Annotated in this window: 17 protein-coding genes, 1 pseudogene and 1 riboswitch; of the genes and pseudogenes, 8 read left to right on the top strand and 10 right to left on the bottom strand. The window is 74.3% G+C overall.

Going from position 1 to position 19,083, the window contains the following annotated elements; translation table 11 throughout:
* Positions 1-12 precede the first annotated feature (12 nt).
* Together AB0K07_RS03770 and AB0K07_RS03765 are read left to right on the top strand one after the other, a co-directional pair.
* Entirely contained in the window at positions 13-2,181 is a 2,169-nt protein-coding gene (locus AB0K07_RS03770) for a 3-hydroxyacyl-CoA dehydrogenase NAD-binding domain-containing protein (protein WP_363750719.1), read from the top strand.
* A pseudogene (locus AB0K07_RS03765) lies at positions 2,178-3,281 on the top strand (CaiB/BaiF CoA-transferase family protein); the annotation flags it as partial. The gene AB0K07_RS03770 and the pseudogene AB0K07_RS03765, both read left to right, overlap by 4 nt.
* 417 nt (positions 3,282-3,698) lie before the next feature.
* Here the strand turns inward: AB0K07_RS03765 and AB0K07_RS03760 are convergent.
* Both AB0K07_RS03760 and AB0K07_RS03755 read right to left on the bottom strand, forming a co-directional pair.
* Positions 3,699-4,349, bottom strand: a complete 651-nt coding sequence (locus tag AB0K07_RS03760) for a cytochrome c oxidase assembly protein (RefSeq protein WP_363750718.1) — start codon at positions 4,347-4,349, stop codon at positions 3,699-3,701.
* Entirely contained in the window at positions 4,346-4,471 is a 126-nt protein-coding gene (locus AB0K07_RS03755) for a hypothetical protein (RefSeq protein ID WP_363750717.1), read from the bottom strand. Before AB0K07_RS03755 ends, AB0K07_RS03760 begins: the two co-directional genes overlap by 4 nt.
* Before the next feature lie 174 nt (positions 4,472-4,645).
* On the opposite strand from AB0K07_RS03755, the gene AB0K07_RS03750 reads away from it, so the two are divergent.
* The 4 genes from AB0K07_RS03750 (at position 4,646) to AB0K07_RS03735 (ending at position 8,320) form a co-directional block, all read left to right on the top strand.
* Entirely contained in the window at positions 4,646-5,902 is a 1,257-nt protein-coding gene (locus AB0K07_RS03750; RefSeq protein WP_363750716.1) for a DUF2786 domain-containing protein, read from the top strand.
* 149 nt (positions 5,903-6,051) lie between these two features.
* Positions 6,052-6,408, top strand: a complete 357-nt coding sequence (locus AB0K07_RS03745; RefSeq protein WP_363751415.1) for a YciI family protein — start codon at positions 6,052-6,054, stop codon at positions 6,406-6,408.
* Positions 6,405-7,658: a DUF6596 domain-containing protein gene (locus AB0K07_RS03740; protein ID WP_363750714.1), complete on the top strand. Its 1,254-nt coding sequence runs from the start codon at positions 6,405-6,407 to the stop codon at positions 7,656-7,658. The genes AB0K07_RS03745 and AB0K07_RS03740 overlap by 4 nt, the downstream gene beginning before the upstream one ends.
* A gap of 35 nt (positions 7,659-7,693) precedes the next feature.
* Positions 7,694-8,320, top strand: a complete 627-nt coding sequence (locus AB0K07_RS03735; protein ID WP_363751414.1) for a dihydrofolate reductase family protein — start codon at positions 7,694-7,696, stop codon at positions 8,318-8,320.
* Between the two features lie 85 nt (positions 8,321-8,405).
* Here the strand turns inward: AB0K07_RS03735 and AB0K07_RS03730 are convergent, their stop codons facing one another.
* The 7 genes from AB0K07_RS03730 to AB0K07_RS03700 all read right to left on the bottom strand — a co-directional run bounded on the left by AB0K07_RS03730 (position 8,406) and on the right by AB0K07_RS03700 (position 14,513).
* On the bottom strand, positions 8,406-9,878 hold the full coding sequence (locus AB0K07_RS03730; RefSeq protein WP_363750713.1) for an alpha/beta hydrolase: 1,473 nt from the start codon (positions 9,876-9,878) through the stop codon (positions 8,406-8,408).
* Between the two features lie 120 nt (positions 9,879-9,998).
* Complete coding sequence (locus AB0K07_RS03725) at positions 9,999-10,277, bottom strand: hypothetical protein (RefSeq protein ID WP_363750711.1); 279 nt, start codon at positions 10,275-10,277, stop codon at positions 9,999-10,001.
* Positions 10,274-10,621 carry a helix-turn-helix domain-containing protein gene (locus AB0K07_RS03720; RefSeq protein WP_363750710.1) on the bottom strand — a complete coding sequence of 116 codons (348 nt, stop codon included), beginning with the start codon at positions 10,619-10,621 and terminating at the stop codon, positions 10,274-10,276. Before AB0K07_RS03720 ends, AB0K07_RS03725 begins: the two co-directional genes overlap by 4 nt.
* Positions 10,622-10,782: 161 nt before the next feature.
* Positions 10,783-10,956, bottom strand: a complete 174-nt coding sequence (locus AB0K07_RS03715; protein ID WP_121656519.1) for a CsbD family protein — start codon at positions 10,954-10,956, stop codon at positions 10,783-10,785.
* A gap of 84 nt (positions 10,957-11,040) precedes the next feature.
* The gene (locus AB0K07_RS03710; RefSeq protein WP_363750709.1) at positions 11,041-13,296 is read right to left on the bottom strand and encodes a heavy metal translocating P-type ATPase; all 2,256 of its coding nucleotides are present in this window, start codon (positions 13,294-13,296) and stop codon (positions 11,041-11,043) included.
* Between the two features lie 12 nt (positions 13,297-13,308).
* Positions 13,309-14,289: a hypothetical protein gene (locus AB0K07_RS03705; protein ID WP_363750707.1), complete on the bottom strand. Its 981-nt coding sequence runs from the start codon at positions 14,287-14,289 to the stop codon at positions 13,309-13,311.
* A gap of 14 nt (positions 14,290-14,303) precedes the next feature.
* Positions 14,304-14,513, bottom strand: coding sequence for a copper ion binding protein (locus AB0K07_RS03700; protein WP_363750706.1), 210 nt, complete (start codon positions 14,511-14,513; stop codon positions 14,304-14,306).
* A 152-nt stretch (positions 14,514-14,665) separates the two neighbouring features.
* On the opposite strand from AB0K07_RS03700, the gene AB0K07_RS03695 reads away from it, so the two are divergent.
* On the top strand, positions 14,666-14,962 hold the full coding sequence (locus AB0K07_RS03695) for a metal-sensitive transcriptional regulator (protein ID WP_007454936.1): 297 nt from the start codon (positions 14,666-14,668) through the stop codon (positions 14,960-14,962).
* 30 nt (positions 14,963-14,992) lie between these two features.
* Here the strand turns inward: AB0K07_RS03695 and AB0K07_RS03690 are convergent, their stop codons facing one another.
* A complete protein-coding gene (locus tag AB0K07_RS03690; protein WP_363751413.1) occupies positions 14,993-16,954 on the bottom strand; it encodes a heavy metal translocating P-type ATPase in 1,962 nt (653 codons plus the stop codon).
* Between the two features lie 452 nt (positions 16,955-17,406).
* On the opposite strand from AB0K07_RS03690, the gene AB0K07_RS03685 reads away from it, so the two are divergent.
* Positions 17,407-18,783: a YibE/F family protein gene (locus AB0K07_RS03685; protein ID WP_363750705.1), complete on the top strand. Its 1,377-nt coding sequence runs from the start codon at positions 17,407-17,409 to the stop codon at positions 18,781-18,783.
* A gap of 166 nt (positions 18,784-18,949) precedes the next feature.
* A riboswitch (cyclic di-AMP (ydaO/yuaA leader) is annotated at positions 18,950-19,080 on the top strand.
* Positions 19,081-19,083: the final 3 nt, after the last annotated feature.

Below are 19,083 nucleotides of genomic sequence, written 5' to 3'. Positions count from 1 at the left end.
GGAGGACGACCAATGACCGACACCATCCGGTACGACCGCGGCGCCGACGGCATCGTCACGCTCACCCTGGACGACCCGGACCAGTCCGCCAACACGATGAACCGGGCGTACGCCGCGTCGATGAGCGCGATGCTGGACCGGCTGGAGGCCGAGCGCGACGAGCTGACCGGGGTCATCGTGACCAGCGCGAAGTCCACCTTCTTCGCCGGCGGCGACCTGCCGGAGATGGTCCGGGCGACCCGCGCCGACGCGCCCGCGCTGGCCGAACTGCTCGGCACCATCAAGCGGGACCTGCGCCGGCTGGAGACGCTGGGCCGGCCGGTGGTCGCCGCCGTCAACGGCTCGGCACTCGGCGGCGGCCTGGAGATCGCGCTCGCCTGCCACCACCGGGTCGCGCTGGACGCGCCGGGCTGCCGGCTCGGGCTGCCCGAGGTGACCCTGGGCCTGCTGCCCGGCGCCGGCGGCGTCACCCGGACCGTACGGATGCTCGGTCTGGCCGGGGCGCTGACCACGGTGCTGCTCACCGGCCGGCGGATGCGCCCGGCCGACGCCCTGGCCGCCGGGATCGTCGACGAGGTGGTGGCCACGCCGACGGAGCTGCTGGCGCGGGCCCGGGCCTGGATCGCGGCCAACCCCCACCCGACCCAGCCGTGGGACCGCCCGGACTACCGGATGCCCGGCGGCAGCCCGGCCAGCCGGTCGCTGGCCGCGCAGCTGCCGGCCTTCCCGGCGACCCTGCGCAAGCAGCTCAAGGGTGCTCGGCTGCCGGCTCCGGAGGCGATCCTGGCCACTGCTGTCGAGGGTGCGCAGGTCGACCTGGAGACCGCGTTCACGGTGGAGACCCGGCATCTGATCGGCCTGCTCACCGGGCAGGTCGCCAAGAACATGATCGGCGCGTTCTTCTTCGACCTGAAGGCCGTCAACGGCGGAGCGGCCCGCCCGTCCGGCGTGGACGTCGCGCCGGTGCGCCGGGTGGCGGTGCTGGGCGCCGGCATGATGGGCGCCGGCATCGCGTACGCCTGCGCCAGCGCCGGCCTGGACGTGGTGGTCAAGGACGTCTCGCCGGAGGCCGCGGGTCGGGCCCGGGAACACGCCGAGCGGCTGCTGGCCCGGAAGATCCGCAAGGGCCGTGCCACCGAGGCGGACGCCCGAGCCGTTCTGGACCGGATCACCACCACCGACCGGGTGGACGCGCTGGCCGGCTGCGACGCGGTGATCGAGGCGGTCTTCGAGGACCCGGGGCTGAAGCGGTCGGTCTTCGCCGAGGTGGCGCCGGTGCTGGCGCCGGACGCCCTGCTCGCCTCCAACACCTCCACCCTGCCGATCACCGGGCTTGCCGCCGGGGTGGACCGGCCGGCCGACTTCGTCGGCATGCACTTCTTCTCGCCGGTGGACCGGATGCCGCTGCTGGAGATCGTGGTCGGCGAGCAGACCGGCGACGCGGCGCTGGCCCGGGCGTTCGACCTGGGCCGGCGGATCGGCAAGACCCCGATCGTGGTCAACGACGGCCGGGGCTTCTTCACCAGCCGGGTCATCGGCCGCTTCATCGACGAGGCGGTCGGCATGGTCGCCGAGGGCGTGCCGGCCGCGTCGGTGGAGCAGGCCGCCCTGCAGGCCGGCTACCCGACCGGGCCGCTGGCGCTGGCCGACGAGGTGAGCCTCACCCTGATCCAGCGGATCCGCCGGCAGTTCGAGGCGGCCAGCGAAGGCTTCCTGCCGCTGCCGGCACACCGGCTGGTGGACGAGCTGGTGGACGCGTACGACCGGCCGGGGCGCGCCGCCGGGCGCGGTTTCTACGGGTACGCCGACGGCACCCGGGGTCGCCTGTGGACCGGTCTGGCCGAGCTGACCACCGACGCGGGGCGGGCGGTGCCGTTCACCGACCTTCAGGAGCGGATGCTCTTCGCCGAGGCGTTGGACGCGCTGCGCTGCCTAGACGAAGGGGTGCTCCGCACCGAGACGGACGCCAACATCGGCTCGATCTTCGGCATCGGCTTCCCGGCCTGGACCGGCGGGGTGATCCGCTACGTCCGGCAATACGCGGGCGGCCCGGCCGGCTTCGCGACCCGGGCGTCCGAGCTGGCCGCCCGCTACGGCGACCGGTTCACGCCCCCCGCCGACCTGGTCGACCGGCTCGCCGCGTCGGCCGCCCGCACCGCCGAGCCGGTGAGCGCCGCGTGACGGGCACCGACGAGCCGACGCGCGGCGAGCCGAGCGGTCCGGCGCGCGGCGGACCGCTGGCCGGGGTACGGGTGGTCGAGCTGGCCAGCCTCGCGCCTGCGCCGTTCGGCTGCATGGTGCTCGCCGACCTGGGCGCGGACGTGGTGCGGGTGGACCGGCCGGGCGGCCCGGGTGCGGGGCGGCTCGCCGCGCCGACCGTTGGGCCGTTGCAGCGCGGCCGGCGGGTCACCGCGCTCGACCTGAAGTCCCCGGCCGGTGTGGCGGACCTGCTGCGCCTGGTGGAACGGGCGGACGTGCTGGTCGAGGCGTACCGGCCGGGCGTGGCCGAGCGGCTGGGCTTCGGGCCGGAGACCTGCCGGGCCCGTAACCCCCGACTGGTGTACGCCCGGATGACCGGCTGGGGCCAGGACGGCCCGCTGGCACCCCGCGCGGGGCATGACATCGACTACATCGCGGTGGCCGGGGCGCTGGAGCCACTGGGCCGGGCCGGCGAGCGTCCGTACGCCCCGATGAACCTGCTCGGCGACTTCGGCGGGGGCGGCATGCTCCTCGCCGTGGGCGTGCTGGCCGCCCTGCTGGAACGGGAACGCTCCGGCGTCGGCCAGGTGGTCGACGCGGCGATGGTGGACGGTTCGGCGCTGCTCACCTCGTTCCTGCACGGGCTGCTCGGCACCGGCCTGTGGGCCGCGCCGCGTGGCCGCAACATGTTCGACGGCGGGGCACCGTTCTACGACACGTACCGCACCGCCGACGGTGGCTTCATGGCGGTCGGCGCGATGGAGCCGGCCTTCTACGCCGTGCTGCTGACCGGCCTCGGCCTCGCCGACGAGCCGGACCTGCCCGACCAGTACGACCCGAGCGGCTGGGACGAGCTGCGCCGACGGTTCACCGAGCGGTTCGCCGAGCGGACCCGGGACGAGTGGACGGCCGTCTTCGCCGACCTGGACGCCTGCGTCGCGCCGGTGCTCGCCCCCGGCGAGGCGCACCGGCATCCGCACAACGCCGCCCGGGGCACCTTCGTCGAGGTGGGCGGCGAGATCCAGCCCGCTCCGGCGCCCCGCTTCGACCGGACGCCGACCGGCCAACCAGCCCCGGCCCCCGACCCGGAGCGGGACGTCCTCCCGGCCGACACGATCCTCGCCGACTGGCCGCAACGCCTGACCGGCCGCGCCGACGCGCACGAGGCGACCGACACCGCCAACGCGGAGCGGGACAGCTGGAAGGGCCACGTCAACGGAATCCTCTATGGAATCCAGTTCGACGGGGCGCTCGACGACGCGGTGGTGACCCGCGTCGCCGACGGGGTGGTCGGCGGTCTCTACCCCGGAGACCGGGCCGAGACGCTGGACGCGCTCGACCAGGCGCTGCGCTACACGGGCCCCCTCAACGACCAGGCAGAGACGCACCACAGCGAGGAGAGCATCCGCGCCTTCCTCGGCCGTCTCTCCACCGCCCTCGCGTCCCGCGCCTAACTCCCCGCTCCGACCGCTCCGCCCGGATTGATCAAGAGGTTCGCGTCAAGGAACGGCCCTTCCGTGACGCGAACCCGCGCCCAGCAGCGCGCCGATCCGCACGGCCAGCCCGGGGCGACGCGGCGCCGGGTCCGGCCCGACCAGTGCCCAGGTGAACAGGTATCCGGCGGCCAGGTAGTGCAGATGCAGGGCGTGGTGCAGCGTCGGCTGGCGCTCCGCGGCCGCGTACAGCGGGGTGAGCAGCACGAGGTAGAGCCCACCCGTGCTGAGCAGCCCGGCGGTGACCGGGTGGGCGATCAGGTGCAGCGGGCGGGCACGCAGCAGCCGGCCCACCGCCCGGCGTACCGGCTGCGGCGCGACCCGCAGCAGCAGGGTCACCGGGGCGCCGAGCACCAGCCCGAGCGGGGCCAGCATGCCGAGCAACAGGTGCTGCGCCATGTGTCCGCGTGGGTCGCCGGGGAGCTGCGCGAGCGGCCCGACCGCGACCGCCAGCACGGCACAGCCGGCCAGCCAGGCGGCGCTGCGCCGGTGGTCCCAGCCTCGTCGGTCGCACGCGGCGGCGACGAGGTAACCGCCGGCCAGCAGCCCGACCACCGCCAGCGCAGGCCAGCCGGGGCCCTCCGCCGCATGCCCCCCGTGCGCGACCGTCAGCGACGCGAACCAGGTCGGGTCGGCAGCGGCAGGCGTCGCGGTCACCGCTGGCCGTCGGGTGCCAGGCGGGACCGCGCCCGCCAGACCAGCGCGGCGCCGGCGAGGATGGACGAGCGGACGTCCGGGACGGTGCCCGTCCGCGCCTTCGGCAGGCTCGAGCCAACCACGACACACCTCGCATCCGCCTCGCGTCCGGACGGAACTACCCGGGGCCGGACGAAACATGCCGGCGAGAGCCACCGCGGGGTCTCAGCGGCATCCCCGTTTCGCTCCGCGGGCACGCCTGGCGGCATGATCATGGAGATTCCGGGAGTAGCCGGGCCGCGGAGAAGGAGGTGCACGTGCCGGACGCGGACGAACTCGTCGCCGATGCGCTCGCGGCGGTGCGCGGCACCGACGTACGACAGGCCGAACGGCAGCTGGACCGGCTGATGGTCGGCACCGGCGCGGCGGACGGCGCGGCGGCGGTGGACGCGGCGCTGCTGCGTCGCCTGGTCCGTGGCGTGGCGCGGCTCTGGCCAAGGGGCTGGCAGCCGGTGGACCTGGAGCGGATCACCACCCGTCGGCTCGGTGCCCGCCCGGCCCGGCTGGTCCGGGACGCGATGGCGGCTCAACGGCGTGAGCAGGCCGGGCCGGTCCCGGCGTGGTGGGACGAGCAGCTGCGCGAGCTGACCGCCGAGGTGTGGTGGGACGACGACCGGGGCGTGCTGTCCGGCTGGTCCGTCCGGGAGGGGCTGGACCGGGTCGACGCCCTGCGCATGGCGGTGGACACCCTCGTACTCGTGGAGAGCCTGCCGCCGATCGCCGTGCTGCGCCCGCCACCGGGCACCGCCGGCGCGGCGACCACCGGCCGGCCGGCCGGCGCGGCCCGCAGCGGTTCCGGAATGCTCGACCGGGTACGGGCCCTGCTGGCCAAGGCCGAGTCGACCACCTTCCCGGCCGAGGCGGAGGCGTTGACGGGCAAGGCGCAGGAGTTGATCGCCCGACACAGCATCGACGAGGCGCTGCTGGCCGCCGGGGACGACCGGGGCGACCTGCCCGGCGGGGTGCGGCTCGGCACCGACGCCCCGTACGCGGGGGCCAAGGCGCTGCTGGTGCAGGAGGTCGCGGCGGCGAACCGCTGTGAGGCGGTCTGGTCCGACGACCTCGGTTTCGCCACCGTGCTGGGTTGGCCGGCCGACCTCGTGGCGGTGGAGCTGCTGTACACCTCGCTGCTGGTCCAGGCCACCGCCGCGATGCTGCGCGGGCGGGCCGAGCGCCGGCCGGGGGCCGGGCGGCGGACCCGCGTCTGGGACGAGTCCTTCCTCAACGCGTTCGCGCTGCGGATCGGCCAGCGGCTCCGCGCGACCACCGAGGCGGCGGACCAGGCGGCGGCCGAGACGGCCGGGCCGGAGCGACTGCTCCCGGTGCTCGCCGCCCGCGGCGAGGCGGTCCGGGAGCGGCTGGACACCCTCTTCCCCGGCGTCACCCGGCACCGGCTCAGCGTCCGGGACGCCGAGGGGTGGTCGTCCGGCACCTCGGCCGCGGACCGGGCGTCGTTGGACGTCGGCGGTGGCCGTTCGCCCCGGCAGGTGCCGGGACGACACGATCCGCGCTGACCCGCCCGGCGTGGGACCGCCACCGCCGGAGGTTTTCTGCGATTTTCTTCGGTACGCGGTAGGGAACGGGGTGACGGCTCCGACCCTCCGGTGAGAAAGCGCCCCGACCGGGGCGCGACCAGGACCCGAGGAGCATCGCCGTGAAGTACATGCTGCTGATCTGGAACCGGCCCGGCTTCACCGAGGAGCTGACCGAGCGGGAGCGCACCGCGCTGCTCGGCGAGGTCGACGAGATCATGAAGGAGCTGACCGAGACCGGCGAGCTGGTCGGCGGCCAGGCGCTGGCCGACCCGTCGCAGACCCGGACGGTCCGGCTCGCCGGCGGCCACCCGGAGGTCGTCGACGGGCCGTTCATGGAGAGCAAGGAGCAGTTCGCCGGCTACCTGACCGTCGACTGCGACAGCCCCGAGCGGGCCGCCGAGATCGCCGCCCGGTGGCCGGACGTGCGCTTCGGCGGCGCGATGGAGGTCCGGCCGATCATGGACGAGGCCGGGACGGAGATGTGACCGACGACCGGACGGTCGAGGCCCTGCTGCGCACGCTCGCGCCGCAGGTCCTCGGCCTGCTGGTCCGCCGGCACGGGCAGTTCGACCGGTGCGAGGACGCCGTGCAGGAGGCGCTGCTCGCCGCCGCGACGCAGTGGCCCGCGCAGGGCGTGCCGGACAACCCCCGCGCCTGGCTGCTCACCGTGGCCACCCGCCGGCTCACCGACGAGTGGCGCAGCGAGCGCGCCCGCCGGGACCGCGAGGTGGCGGTGGCGCTGCGCGAGCCCGCGTACGCCGGGGTGGCGCCGGCGGCCGACGCGGAGCCAGCGGTGGCGGACGCCGACGACACTCTGACCCTGCTCTTCCTCTGCTGTCACCCGGCGCTGGCCCCCTCGGCGCAGGTGGCGCTGACCCTGCGCGCCGTGGGTGGGCTCAACACCGCGCAGATCGCCCGGGCGCACCTGGTGCCGGAGGCGACGATGAGCCAGCGGATCCGCCGGGCGAAGCAGCGGATCGAGGCCGCCGGAGCCCGGTTCGACATGCCGGCACCGGCGGAGCGGGAGGAGCGGCTGCGGACGGTGCTCCGGGTGCTCTACCTGATCTTCAACGAGGGGTACACCGCGTCCAGCGGGCCGGACCTGCAGCGGGTCGAGTTGACCGGCGAGGCGATCCGGCTGGCCCGCGTCCTGCACCGGCTGCTGCCCGGTGACGGCGAGGTGGCGGGGCTGCTCGCGTTGATGCTGCTCACCGACGCGCACCGGGCCGCCCGGGTCGGCCCGGACGGGGAGTTGGTGCCGCTGGCCGAGCAGGACCGCACCCGGTGGGACCATTCGGCCATCGTGGCGGGGATCGCGCTGATCACCGAGGCGTTGACCTGGTCGCCGCCCGGTCCGTACCAGCTTCAGGCGGCGATCGCCGCGGTGCACGCCGAGGCGCCGACAGCGGCGGAGACGGACTGGCGGCAGATCGTCGCGCTCTACCGGCTGCTCGCGCGGATCGCGCCGAACCCGATGGTCACCCTCAACCAGGCGGTGGCGGTGGCCATGGTGGACGGACCGCGTGCCGGGCTGGCCCTGCTCACGCCGCTGGACGCCGACGAGCGCATCGCCGGGCACCACCGGCTCGCCGCGGTCCGGGCCCACCTGCTGGAGCTGGCCGGAGAGCCCATTGCGGCGCGGGACGCGTACCTGGCGGCAGCCCGGGGCACCACCAGCCTGCCCGAGCAGCGTTACCTGGAGCTGCGGGCCGCCCGACTGCCCGCGCGGCGATGAGTTCCGGCGGTCGCCGGAGTCGACCTGGCATGGGAATGGTGAGCAGTCAGCTGTCGATCTCGTTGGACGGGTACGTGGCCGGGCCGGACCAGAGCCGGCAGGATCCGCTGGGCCGAGGCGGCCTGCGGTTGCACGAGTGGTTCTTCGGCCTGGACAGCTGGCGGGCGCAGCACGGGCTGGCCGGCGGCGAGCGGGGCGTCGACGCCGACCTGGTCGACGAGCTGACCCGCGACGTCGGGGCGTACGTGATGGGCCGGCGGATGTTCGGCGGCGGGGACGGCGACTGGGACCAGAGCTGGCAGGGTTGGTGGGGCGACGATCCGCCGTTCCACACCCCGGTCTTCGTGCTCAGCCACCATTCCCGGGCGCCACTGGTGATGCGGGGCGGCACCGAGTTCCGGTTCGTCACCGACGGGATCGAGTCCGCGCTGCGGCAGGCCCGGGCGGCTGCGGGTGACCGGCAGGTGTCGATCGCGGGCGGCGCGAGCACGGTTCGGCAGTACCTGGCCGCCGGGCTGATCGACACCCTGCATCTGCACCTCGTGCCGATCGTGCTCGGGGCCGGTGAACGACTCTTCGACGGGATCGAGCCACGGCTGGAGCAGGTGGCGGTGGTAGCCGGGCCGACCGTGGCGCACCTGCGCTACCGCGTCCTGCGCTGATCGGGGGGTACCGGCCCCGGTCACCGCGAGGCGACCGGGGCCGGCGCTCGGCCCGAACGTCCGGTCGGTCAGACCGGCGGGCCGGTCACGACGACGGCTCGACGGCCGCGCAGCTGGTGCCGGGGCGGGGCACCACCACGCTGGTCAGGTAGCGGTCGACGGCATCGCCCACGCACGGGCTGGTGGTGTAGCTGCCGTGCCCCCATCCCTCGTAGGTGAGCAGCACGCCGTGCTCGCCCAACTGCCGGGCCACATTGACGGCCCAGTTGTAACCGCTGGCCGGATCGTGCACGGTGGCGGCGAGCAGCAGCGGCACGTCGGTGCGGACCCGCGGGCGGTGCTGCGGGTTGGCGACCGGCGCCGGCGTGCCCAGGCAGGTGACGAGGGCGAACAGGGCCGGTGGGTAGCGCAGGTCGGGCGCGAGGCGACCCACCCGGCGCAGGTGTTCGGCGTACTCGCGGTAGTCGCGGACGGGCAGGCTCCAGTCCTGGCAGAAGACCGCGAACGGGTACGGCGCCACGGTGTCCCCCGTCGAGCCCGCGGCCGGTCGGGCGGCGATCGACCCGGTGGCGGCGTCCATCGTCGCGATCCAGTCGGCCAGCCCCGGCCATCGCTGCGTCTCGTAGAGCTTCTTGTGGGCGAGCCGGCTCAGCTCGAACGGGGTCAGCACGACCCCGGGCCGGTCCGGGTCGGTCAGCACGCCTTGCTCGGCCCGGGCGTGCAGCCCGGCCCAGACCCCACGGACGTCCCACCCGTGCAGAGCGCACCCGGTGGACCGGGCACACCAGGCGACGAACTCGTCGAACGAGTCCTCCCCGGTGACGGCCTGGGTGTCCAGGAAGGCGGTGGTGCCGAGGCTGTGGTCCACCGTCGACTCGAGCACCATGGCCCGGACCCGGTGCGGGAAGAGCTCCGCGTACCGCTGCCCGAGCAGCGTGCCGTACGAGCTGCCGTGGAAGGTCAGCCGCCGTTCGCCGAGCGCGGCGCGGACCGCGTCGAGGTCGCGGGCGGCACTGGTCGTGTCCACGTGGTCGTAGAGCGGCCCGGTGCGGGCCCGGCAGTCGGCCCGCAGCAGCGCGTTGCCGGCCAGCGTGGCGTCGAACTGGGCCTGGTCGACGAGCAGTTGTGGTTGCCGGGCGAGCAGGTCGGTGGAGCAGACCACCGGGTGGCTGCGGCCGACACCGCGCGGGTCGAAGCTGACGATGTCGAAGCGGCGGCGCAGCTCGGCGCTGAACCGGCTGCTGCCGGTCACCACCCGGTCGACCCCGCTGTCACCCGGCCCGCCGGGGCCGAACACCAGAGTTCCGGTCCGGGCGGACGGGTCGGTGGCCGTCCGCCGGGCCAGCGCCAGGTCGAAACGCTCGCCTCGGGGCCGTCGCCAGTCGATGGGCAGGGACAGCGTGCCGCACTCGGCGGTGGCGTCCGTGGCGCAGGGCTGCCAGTCGATGGTCGGTGCCGGTTGTGGCCGGGCGGCGGCCGGGCTGGCCGGGGCCAGGCCGGTGGCCGTGAGGGCCAGGGCGACCGCCCAGCCGACGGCGGATTTGCGTACGCGCAGCATGGGGTGCTGTCCTCTCCTCGAAGGAGCGTCACGGGAGAAACTCGCCCATCGGGCGAGGTGGTGCTGCTTCCACCCGGGCCGTCGAGTAGCCGCTCGACGGCCCGGGGCCTTTCGTCGGGGTCAGTCGACCTCGCGCAGGACGCGTTCCATCGCGCCCATCCGGGTCTCCATTCCGCCCAGCCGGCCGTCCAGCGCGGCCAGCAGGCGGGCGTTCTCCTCCTGGGCGCGGGCTGCCGTCTCCGCCAGCCGGCGGTAGTCGTCCGAGCGGGCACCGTCGTACCGGGCCCGCCGGGTCTTGGCGATCTGGACGACGGTCACCGCGAACACGGTGATCAACAGGGCGAAGACGCCGATCGCGCCGACCACCTCGGTCCAGTCGTGGTCGCTCATCCCGGTCATCGCTCCGCTCCGGGCTGTTCGGCCGAGTCGTGCCCGGTCAGCGTCTCGGCCGCCGTCGCGATGATCTCGGGGGTGAGTGTGAGCACGAACGGCTCCACCTCGTAGTAGTTCATGGCCTTTCCGTCCTCCGACAACTCCAGGCGAGCGGTGACCAGCCCGGCCGCCGCCAGCTTCCGTAGGTGGACCTGCAACAGCGCCCGGCTGATGCCCAGTTGCCGGGCCAGCCGGCTGACGTAGGCGCGCTCCCGGGCCAACGCGGCGACGATCCGCAGCCGGTGTGGGTTGGCCAGGGTCGCCAGCACCCGGACCAGGTCGTCACCGGTTGGCGGCGAAGCGGCGCTCATAACCAGCCCTTGCACATGCCAACAGAAGTTAGCAGGTGTCGGCGCACGGCGGTCGGGAGCGGTGACGGAATCAGGGGGATCTCAGGGTCGCCGGAACGACCGGACAGACAGAACGCCGGGCCGATGAGATCACCGGCCCGGCGTTCGGAGTTCGTCGTACGTCAGCTCTTGAAGGCGTCCTTGATCTTCTCGCCCGCCTGCTTGAGCTTGGCCCCGGCCTGGTCGTTGCGGCCCTCGGCCTCGAGCTGCTCGTTGTCGGTAGCCCGACCGGCACCTTCCTTCAGCTTGCCGGCCGCGTCCTCGGTGGCGTTGTTGATCTTGTCGTCGATTCCCATGTGCCAACCTCCCTTGCGAGCGTCGCTACGCGGTCAGCAGTACCCCCGCCGGTGGCGGTCCAATCATCTCGGCCGGGTGAACCGTCACACCGGGTCACCGCCGACGGCCGAACGGAACCGGCGCAGGCGCAGGCTGTTGGCCACCACGAACACCGAGGACAGGGCCATCGTGGCGCCGGCGATCATCGGGTTGAGCAGCCCGGCAGCGGCCAGCGGCAGGGCCGCCACGTTGTACCCGAAGGCCCAGAACAGGTTGCCCCGGATGATGCCGAGCGTGCGGCGGGACAGCCGGATGGCGTCCACCGCGGCGTCCAGGTCGCCCCGGACCAGGGTGAGGTCGGACGCCTCGATCGCCACGTCGGTGCCGGTGCCCATGGCCAGGCCCAGGTCGGCCTGGGCCAGCGCCGGGGCGTCGTTGACCCCGTCGCCGACCATCGCCACCGACCGCCCCTCGGCCTGGAGCCGCTTGACCACGTCCACCTTGCCGGCGGGCAGCACCTCGGGGATCACCTCGTCCACGCCCACCTCGGCGGCGACCGCCCGGGCCACGGTGGCGTTGTCCCCGGTCAGCAGGACCGGGGTGAGCCCCAGGGCGCGCAGTCGGGCAACCGCCGCCCGGCTGGTCGGCCGGACCACGTCGGCGACCGCGAGCACCCCCCGGGCCCGCCCGTCCCAACCGGCGACGATCGCGGTCCGGCCGGCGGCCTCCGCGTCGGCGCTCACGTGCTGGACCTCCGGCGGTACGTCGAGCCCGCGCTCGCGCAGCAGTCGGAGCCGGCCGACCAGCACCTTCCGGCCGTCCACCGTGGCCGTCACGCCCAGACCCTCGACGTTGGCGAAGCCGGTCACCGCGGGCAGCTTCCCGGCCTCGGCGGCTCCCGCGGCGACCGCCCGGGCGATTGGGTGCTCGGAGGCGGCCTCCACCGCCCCCGCGAGCCGGAGCAGCTCGGCGCGGTCCTCACCGGACGCCGGCACCACGTCCACCAGTGTCATCCGGCCGGTCGTCACGGTGCCGGTCTTGTCCAGCACCACGGTGTCCACCCGCCGGGTCGACTCCAGCACCTCCGGTCCCTTGATCAGCACGCCGAGCTGGGCGCCACGGCCGGTGCCGACCAGGAGCGCGGTCGGCGTGGCCAGGCCGAGCGCGCACGGGCAGGCGATGATCAGCACGGCCACCGCGGCGGTGAACGCCGCCGTCGGCCCGGCACCGGTGCCGAGCCACCAGCCGAGGGTGCCCACGGCGAGCGTGATGACGATCGGCACGAACACGCCGGAGATCCGGTCCGCCAGCCGCTGCACGGCCGCCTTGCCGCTCTGCGCCTGCTCGACCAGGTCGGCCATCCGGGCGAGCTGGGTGTCCCCGCCGACCCGGGTGGCGGTGACGACGAGACGGCCACCCGCGTTGATCGTGGCACCCACCACGCCGTCTCCCGGGCCGACCTCGACCGGCACAGACTCGCCGGTGAGCATGCTGGCGTCGACGGCCGAGGTGCCCTCGTCGACCACGCCGTCGGTGGCGATCTTCTCGCCGGGGCGGACCACGAACCGGTCGCCGACGGCGAGCTGGTCCACCGGGATGCGGGTCTCCACCCCGTCACGGAGCACCGCCACCTCCTTGGCGCCCAGCTCGAGCAGGGCGCGCAGGGCGGCGCCGGCGGTCCGCTTGGAGCGGGCCTCGAAGTAGCGGCCGGCCAGGATGAACACGGTCACCCCGGCGGCCGCCTCCAGGTAGATGTTGCCGGCGCCGTCGGTGCGGGTGATGTCGAAGCGGAACGGGTGGGTCATCCCGGGCATCCCGGCATCGCCGAGGAAGAGCGCCCAGAGCGACCAACCGAACGCGGCCAGGGTGCCGAGCGAGACCAGGGTGTCCATGGTGGCCGCGCCGTGCCGCAGGTTGGTCCAGGCGGCCCGGTGGAACGGCAGCCCACCCCAGACCACCACCGGGGCGGCCAGGGTCAACGACAGCCACTGCCAGTAGTCGAACTGCCAGGCCGGCACCATGGCCAGCACGACCACCGGCACGCTGAGCGCCACCGACACCCAGAGTCGGGTACGCGGGCCGCGCAGCGGGTCCACCTGCTCCTCGGGAGTCGCCGGCGGTGACGGCAGCGCCGCCGTGTAGCCGGTCTTCTGCACCGTGTCGATCAGGTCGTCCGGCGTGACGCCGTCGGCGTACCGGACGGTGGCCTTCTCGGTGGCGTAGTTGACGGTCGCGCTGACGCCGTCCATCCGGTTCAGCTTCTTCTCGATCCGGGCGGCGCAGGCGGCGCAGGTCATGCCGCTGATCGCCAACTCGATCCGGTTCGGTGCCTCGGGCAGCGGTCTGCTGGTGGTGGTCATCATCTGGTCCCGTCAGTTGTGCCCGTGCCCGGGGGTGCCGTGGTCGGCGCCCCCGGTCGGTGCGGGTCCGCTGGGGGCGGGATCGCCGCCGGTCGTCGGCGCGCTGGTCGGCGGCGGGCCGGCGATCACGGTGAACTCGGCGGTGTGCACCGACTCGCCGTGCTGGAAGTCGAGGTAGAGCCGGTAACTGCCGACCGAGGGCACCTCGGCGAGGAAGGTGACGGCCGGGCCGGGCGGCGTGCGCCCGTCGCCGGGCGTCCCCTCCGGGTGCACGTGCAGGTACGCCAGGTCGCCCCGGCGCAGCGCCACCAGATGGCCGTACGCGCCCAGGTAGGGCTCCAGATCGGTGACCGGCTGGCCGTCCCGGCTGACGGTCAGCGTGAGCGGCGAGGTGCGGCCGGGCTCCAGCGTGCCGTCCAGGGTCACCGTGTAGCCGTCGACCGTGGTGCTGCTCGACGGTGCGGGCAGCGGCCGTTCGGTCAGCGCTCCGGGGACGGTCACGTCCATACCGAGGGTCAGCGGTTCGCCCCCGGTCGGGGCGAAGTCGGCGAACGCCCGCCACTGGCCGGGCCCGGCCAGCGGGGTGGCGACCCGCCAGGTGCCGTCCGGTGCCAGGTCGGGGTGCACGTGCCGGAAACCGGAGAGGTCCCGCCGGGCGACGATGAGGTGCATCCGCTTGTCGTGCGCCACGTCGAACCGGGTCACCGGCCGCCCGTCGGGGCCGCCGATCCGGAAGGCGAACTCGCCGGCCGGGGCGGCGACCGGTTCGAGGGTGTAGCCGCGGTCGGAGACGAGCAGGCCGCCGGGGAGCCGGTCGGCGTCCTCGTCGTGCGCTCCGTGGCCCACCGGACCCGACTGGTGGGCGGCGCCGCCGTCGTGCGAGCTCTCCGCGACCGGGGCGGCGGGACCGGCCACCTGGCCGATCCCGTACGCCGCGCCGAAGACCGCCGCGAGGCCGAGGGCGAATCCGCCCAGTCTGGTCACCGTGTTCACGCCGAGCCTTTCGATCAGGCGTCGACGAGGTCGTAGCCGGCCTCGTCGACGGCGGCCCGGACGACCGCCACGTCCAGCGGCTGGTCGCTGCTGACCGTGACCTGGCCGGTGGACAGGTCGACCTGCACGTCACGTACACCCGCGATGGCGCCGACCTCGGCGCTGACCGAGCTGACGCAGTGCCCGCAGGTCATGCCCTGCACCTGGTACGTCGTGTTGACCATCGAACCGTCTCCCTTCGTGACCTCCGAGCCTATACCCCCCAGGGGTAAATCGGAGGCGGACCTCTGCCCTTGTCCTGTACGGGTACCCGGTGGGGGTATCCGACAGGAAGGGACGTTACCATACCCCCTAGGGGTACGCTATCCTGGTCGGCATGACCGCACCCACTCCGATCCGCGGATACACCGCCAGCAAGGATCAGCTGCTCGCGCGGCTCCGCCGCGTGGAGGGGCAGGTCCGGGGCATCGAGAAGATGGTCGACGAGGACCGCTACTGCATCGACGTGCTGACCCAAATCTCGGCGATCCAGGCCGCGCTGGACAAGGTCGCGCTGGGGCTGCTCGACGGGCACGCCCGGCACTGCATGCACGAGGGCGCGGCCGAGGGCCGGGCCGACGAGATGGCCACCGAGATGATGGCGGCGGTCGGCCGGCTGATGAAGCGCGGCTGAGACCCTCGCCCGGCCCGACCGGGCGGGCCGTCAGTCGGCCTCCGGACCGAGGCGCACCCCGCGCAGCAGTTGGGCGTTGAGCGCCACCACGATGGTGGACGCGGACATCAGCACCGCGGCCAGGGCCGGGCTCAACGCCACCCCGGCCCACGCCAGCACCCCGGCCGCCAGCGGCAGCGCCACCACGTTGTAGCCCGCCGCCCAGGCCAGGTTCTGCCGCATCTTCCGGTACGACGCCCGGGAGAGCCGGACCACGGCGCCGACCCCGCGCGGGTCCGAGGACGCCAGCACCACCCCGGCGGACTCGATCGCCACATCGGTGCCCGCGCCGATCGCGATGCCGACGTCGGCGCGCGCCAACGCCGGCGCGTCGTTCACCCCGTCACCGACCATCGCCACGGTCAACCCCCGCCGCTGAAGCTCGGCCACCCGGCTGTCCTTCTCCGCCGGCAGCACCTCGGCGAAGACCTCGTCGACGCCCTGCCGGAAGCCGAGTTCGGCGGCGACCGCCTCGGCCACCGGGCGGGCGTCACCGGTGATCATGGCGATGGTGCGGACGCCCTCGGCGCGCAGCTCGACGATGGCCTCCCGGGCCTCCGGACGCACCTCGTCGGTCAGTGCGAACGCGCCGAGCACGGTGTCCGGCAGCCGCACCAGGTGCAGCACCGCGGCGCCCCGAGCCGACCACCGCCCGATCGCCGCCTCCAGCTCGCCCGGCAGCGACAGGCTCAGCTCCCGCAGCAGCGCCGGGCCGCCCACCGCGTACGGCGTACCGTCGACGGTGGCCTGCACGCCGCGGCCCGGCAGCGACCGGAACCCGGCGGCCGGGGCCGGGCCGGTGCTCCCGGCTGCCGCCACGATCGCCCGAGCCAGCGGATGCTCGCTGTCCGACTCCACGCCGGCCGCGATCCGCAGCACCTCGTCCCGCCCGACGCCGGACGCCGTCACCAGGTCGGTGACCGCGTGCTCGCCCCGGGTCAGGGTGCCGGTCTTGTCGAACAGCACCGCGTCGACGGTCCGCATCCGCTCCAGCGCCAACCGGTCCTTGACCAGGATCCCGGATCGCGCGGCCAGCGCGGTGGAGAGCGCGACGACCAGCGGAATGGCCAGTCCGAGCGCGTGCGGGCAGGCGATCACCAGGACGGTGACCGCGCGGACCACCGCCTCGTCGGGCTGGCCGACCACGGTCCAGACCAGCACGGTCAGCACGGCCGTGCCGGCGGCCAGGTAGAACAGCGCTGCGGCGAACCGGTCCGCCAGCAGCTGGGCCCGCCCGCCGGAGCGCTGCGCCTGCGCGACCATCCGTTGGATGCCGGCGAGCGCGGTCTGCTCACCCAGCGCCTCGACGCGGACGCGGATCGCCGAGTCGGTGGCGACCGTGCCGGCCACCACCCGCTCCCCTGTCGAGCGGGCGACCGGGCGCGACTCCCCCGTGATCATCGACTCGTCCAGCTCGGCCCCACCGTCGACGATCCGGCCGTCCGCCGGAACCCGGCCACCCGGTCGGACCAGCACCGTGTCGCCGACCCGCAGCTCGGCCACCGGCACCGACTCGACACCCCCGTCCGCCGCCACCCGCTCCGCATCGTCGGGCAGCAACGCGGCCAGCGCCGCGAGCGCACCCCGGGCCTGACCGATGGCCTTCATCTCCTGCCAGTGCCCCAGCAGCATGATGGTGACCAGCGCGGCCAGCTCCCACCAGAAGTCCAGGTCGAAGGCGCCCACGCTGGCGGCCAGTGACGCCGCGTACGCGACGGTGATGGCCATCGCGACCAGCAGCATCATGCCCGGCGCCCGGTCGCGGACCTCGCGGACCGCACCGACCAGGAACGGCCAGCCGCCCCACCAGAACACCACCGAGCCGAGCACCGGCCCGACCCAGGATCGACCCGGGACGTCCGGCCCGGGGCCGAGCCGGTCCAGCACCAGGTGGCTGGTCAGCACCACCGGCACGGTGAGCACCAGGCAGACCCAGAACCGGCGACGGAACATCGCCGGGTCGTGCCCGGCGTGCTTGTCGTGCCCGCCGCGCTGCCCAGACCCGCCGTCGGCGTGTCGCTGATGGCCGTCGGGCCCGGCGTGTCGCTGGTCGCCGCCGGCGCGGTCGGGGTCGTGCGGTGACGGTGCGGGCATGACTCCAACATGCCGGTCCGGAAACGCCCACACGGGCGGTTCGACCACCCGACACTCCGTCACGACCTGCATCCCCCGGTCGGGCTGGTTAGCATTTCCGACGATGGCCCTCCGGATCCCGCTGCGCAGCCGGGCAGAGGTGCCGCCACGCCGTGGCGTCGCCTCCCGCCGCACGGGCTGGTCTCTCACCGTCCGTGATCACGCAGTCGCCATCCAGCGATCCGGCACGCTCGTCGCCGCATTCCCGCGGCGGCGGTGAACCGACAGGCCCGCCGGCACGTACCTCGCACCGGATCGTTGGGAGTCTCGCATTGGGTTCCGACCACAGCCGTTCCGCTCCGTCCGCCCCGCCCCGGGTGCGACGGATCCTCATCGCGACCGTGGTGCCTCTCTTCGTCGTGACCGTGCTCGCCGCGGTGGTGCTCTGGCCGCGTGACGGGTCACCGCAGACCGACGGCGGCGCGAACGTGCCGCGCCACCACGGCACGGTGACCCGGGTGGTGACCGAGCCGTGCCCACCGGCGGCGCCGAGCCCCGAGGGCACACCGAGCGCCGGGGACGGGCCGTGCGGCACGGTGGACGTCCGAATGAACGACGGGCCGGCCTCCGGCCAGCAGGTCCAGACGCCGGTGCCCGCCGGCCCCGGTGCACCCCGCGTCGAGGTCGGCGACGAGGTCATCCTGGTCCAGCTGACCGATCCGACCGATCCCGCCGCCAGCAGCTGGAACATCGCCGAACACCAGCGCGCCGCACCGCTGCTGTGGCTGGCGGTGATCTTCGCGGCCGCGATCGTCGCGTTCGGCCGTTGGCGGGGCCTGGCCGCCCTGGCCGGGTTGGCCGCCAGCTTCGCCATCCTGCTCACCTTCGTGCTGCCCGGCATCGGGGCGGGCCGGTCCCCGCTGCTGGTGGCGGTGGTCGGCGCCGCGCTGATCATGTTCGTGGTGCTCTACCTGACGCACGGGGTCACCGCGCAGACCTCGGTGGCGGTGCTCGGCACCCTCGGCAGCCTGGTGCTCACCGGCGTGCTCGCCACCATCGCCACCGCCGCCACCCACCTCACGGGCTTCGGCAGCGAGGACGCCACCACCCTGTCGATGTTCCAGGCCGACGTGGACCTGCACGGCCTGCTGCTCGCCGGGATCATCATCGGCTCGCTCGGTGTGCTCGACGACGTGACGGTCACCCAGGCGGCCACCGTGACCGAGCTGGCCAACGCCAACCCCGGGCTGAGCCGGCTGCAGCTCTACCGGGCGGCGACCCGGGTCGGCCGGGCGCACATCGCCTCCACCGTCAACACCATCGTGCTGGCGTACGCGGGCGCCTCGTTGCCGCTGCTGCTCCTGCTCACCGCCGACTCGCGGCCGATCGGGCAGATCCTGACCAGCGAGTTCCTCGCGCAGGAGATCGTCCGCAGCGCGGTGGCGACGCTCGGTCTGATCGCCGCCGTACCGCTGACCACCGGGCTGGCCGCGATGGTGACCGCAGCCGGCCGGCAGGGCCCCGCGCACGCCGAGGACGCGCCCGCCCCGCGACCCCAGCCCGACCGGGCCGAGGCACTGGCCGCCCTGATTTCCCCGCGCACGGATCGACACGACCCCACATCGCCCGACCCGGCGCGGACCACCCCCTCGTCCACCGCCACCGACCGGTGGCCAGAGCCGAACAGGAGCACGGATACGGCATGGTGACACTCCTCAGCGTGACCAGGTGGGGCGTCCGCCCTGAGAACCACGTCACTGGTCACTCAGCGCCATGGCGAAATGACACTTTTAGTCGGCATCCGGGCGTAGCTCAGCCGGTGGACTCTCGGGTAACCTCGCTGCCGGTTACCGCCGAAGGCGCGAAGCAGCGTCTGCGGTACCACCGCCCAATCGCCAACCGGCGAGCCGGGAACCCAGGTACGTGGGGTGAATCCGCGACAGCGGTAGGGGCCACTTCCGCCCCGAACCCGTCAGCTAACCCGGTCGGCGGTCGACGGAAGGGAACAT

The sequence above is a fragment of the Micromonospora sp. NPDC049301 genome (assembly GCF_040678715.1).
Taxonomy (GTDB): Bacteria; Actinomycetota; Actinomycetes; order Mycobacteriales; family Micromonosporaceae; genus Micromonospora.
Note: the sequence above shows the minus strand (reverse complement) of the source record. Positions and strands in the feature narration are given on the sequence as shown.

Excerpts from the sequence above, each read along its gene's own strand:
- AB0K07_RS03745 (WP_363751415.1), top strand. The coding sequence starts at position 6,052 with ATGCTGCTGATCTGGAACCGGCCCGGCTTCACCGAGGAGCTGACCGAG.
- AB0K07_RS03695 (WP_007454936.1), top strand. The coding sequence starts at position 14,666 with ATGACCGCACCCACTCCGATCCGCGGATACACCGCCAGCAAGGATCAG.
- AB0K07_RS03720 (WP_363750710.1), bottom strand. The coding sequence starts at position 10,621 with ATGAGCGCCGCTTCGCCGCCAACCGGTGACGACCTGGTCCGGGTGCTG.
- AB0K07_RS03730 (WP_363750713.1), bottom strand. The coding sequence starts at position 9,878 with ATGCTGCGCGTACGCAAATCCGCCGTCGGCTGGGCGGTCGCCCTGGCC.
- AB0K07_RS03735 (WP_363751414.1), top strand. The coding sequence starts at position 7,694 with ATGGTGAGCAGTCAGCTGTCGATCTCGTTGGACGGGTACGTGGCCGGG.
- AB0K07_RS03715 (WP_121656519.1), bottom strand. The coding sequence starts at position 10,956 with ATGGGAATCGACGACAAGATCAACAACGCCACCGAGGACGCGGCCGGC.
- AB0K07_RS03710 (WP_363750709.1), bottom strand. The coding sequence starts at position 13,296 with ATGACCACCACCAGCAGACCGCTGCCCGAGGCACCGAACCGGATCGAG.
- AB0K07_RS03770 (WP_363750719.1), top strand. The coding sequence starts at position 13 with ATGACCGACACCATCCGGTACGACCGCGGCGCCGACGGCATCGTCACG.
- AB0K07_RS03725 (WP_363750711.1), bottom strand. The coding sequence starts at position 10,277 with ATGACCGGGATGAGCGACCACGACTGGACCGAGGTGGTCGGCGCGATC.
- AB0K07_RS03690 (WP_363751413.1), bottom strand. The coding sequence starts at position 16,954 with ATGTTCCGTCGCCGGTTCTGGGTCTGCCTGGTGCTCACCGTGCCGGTG.
- AB0K07_RS03700 (WP_363750706.1), bottom strand. The coding sequence starts at position 14,513 with ATGGTCAACACGACGTACCAGGTGCAGGGCATGACCTGCGGGCACTGC.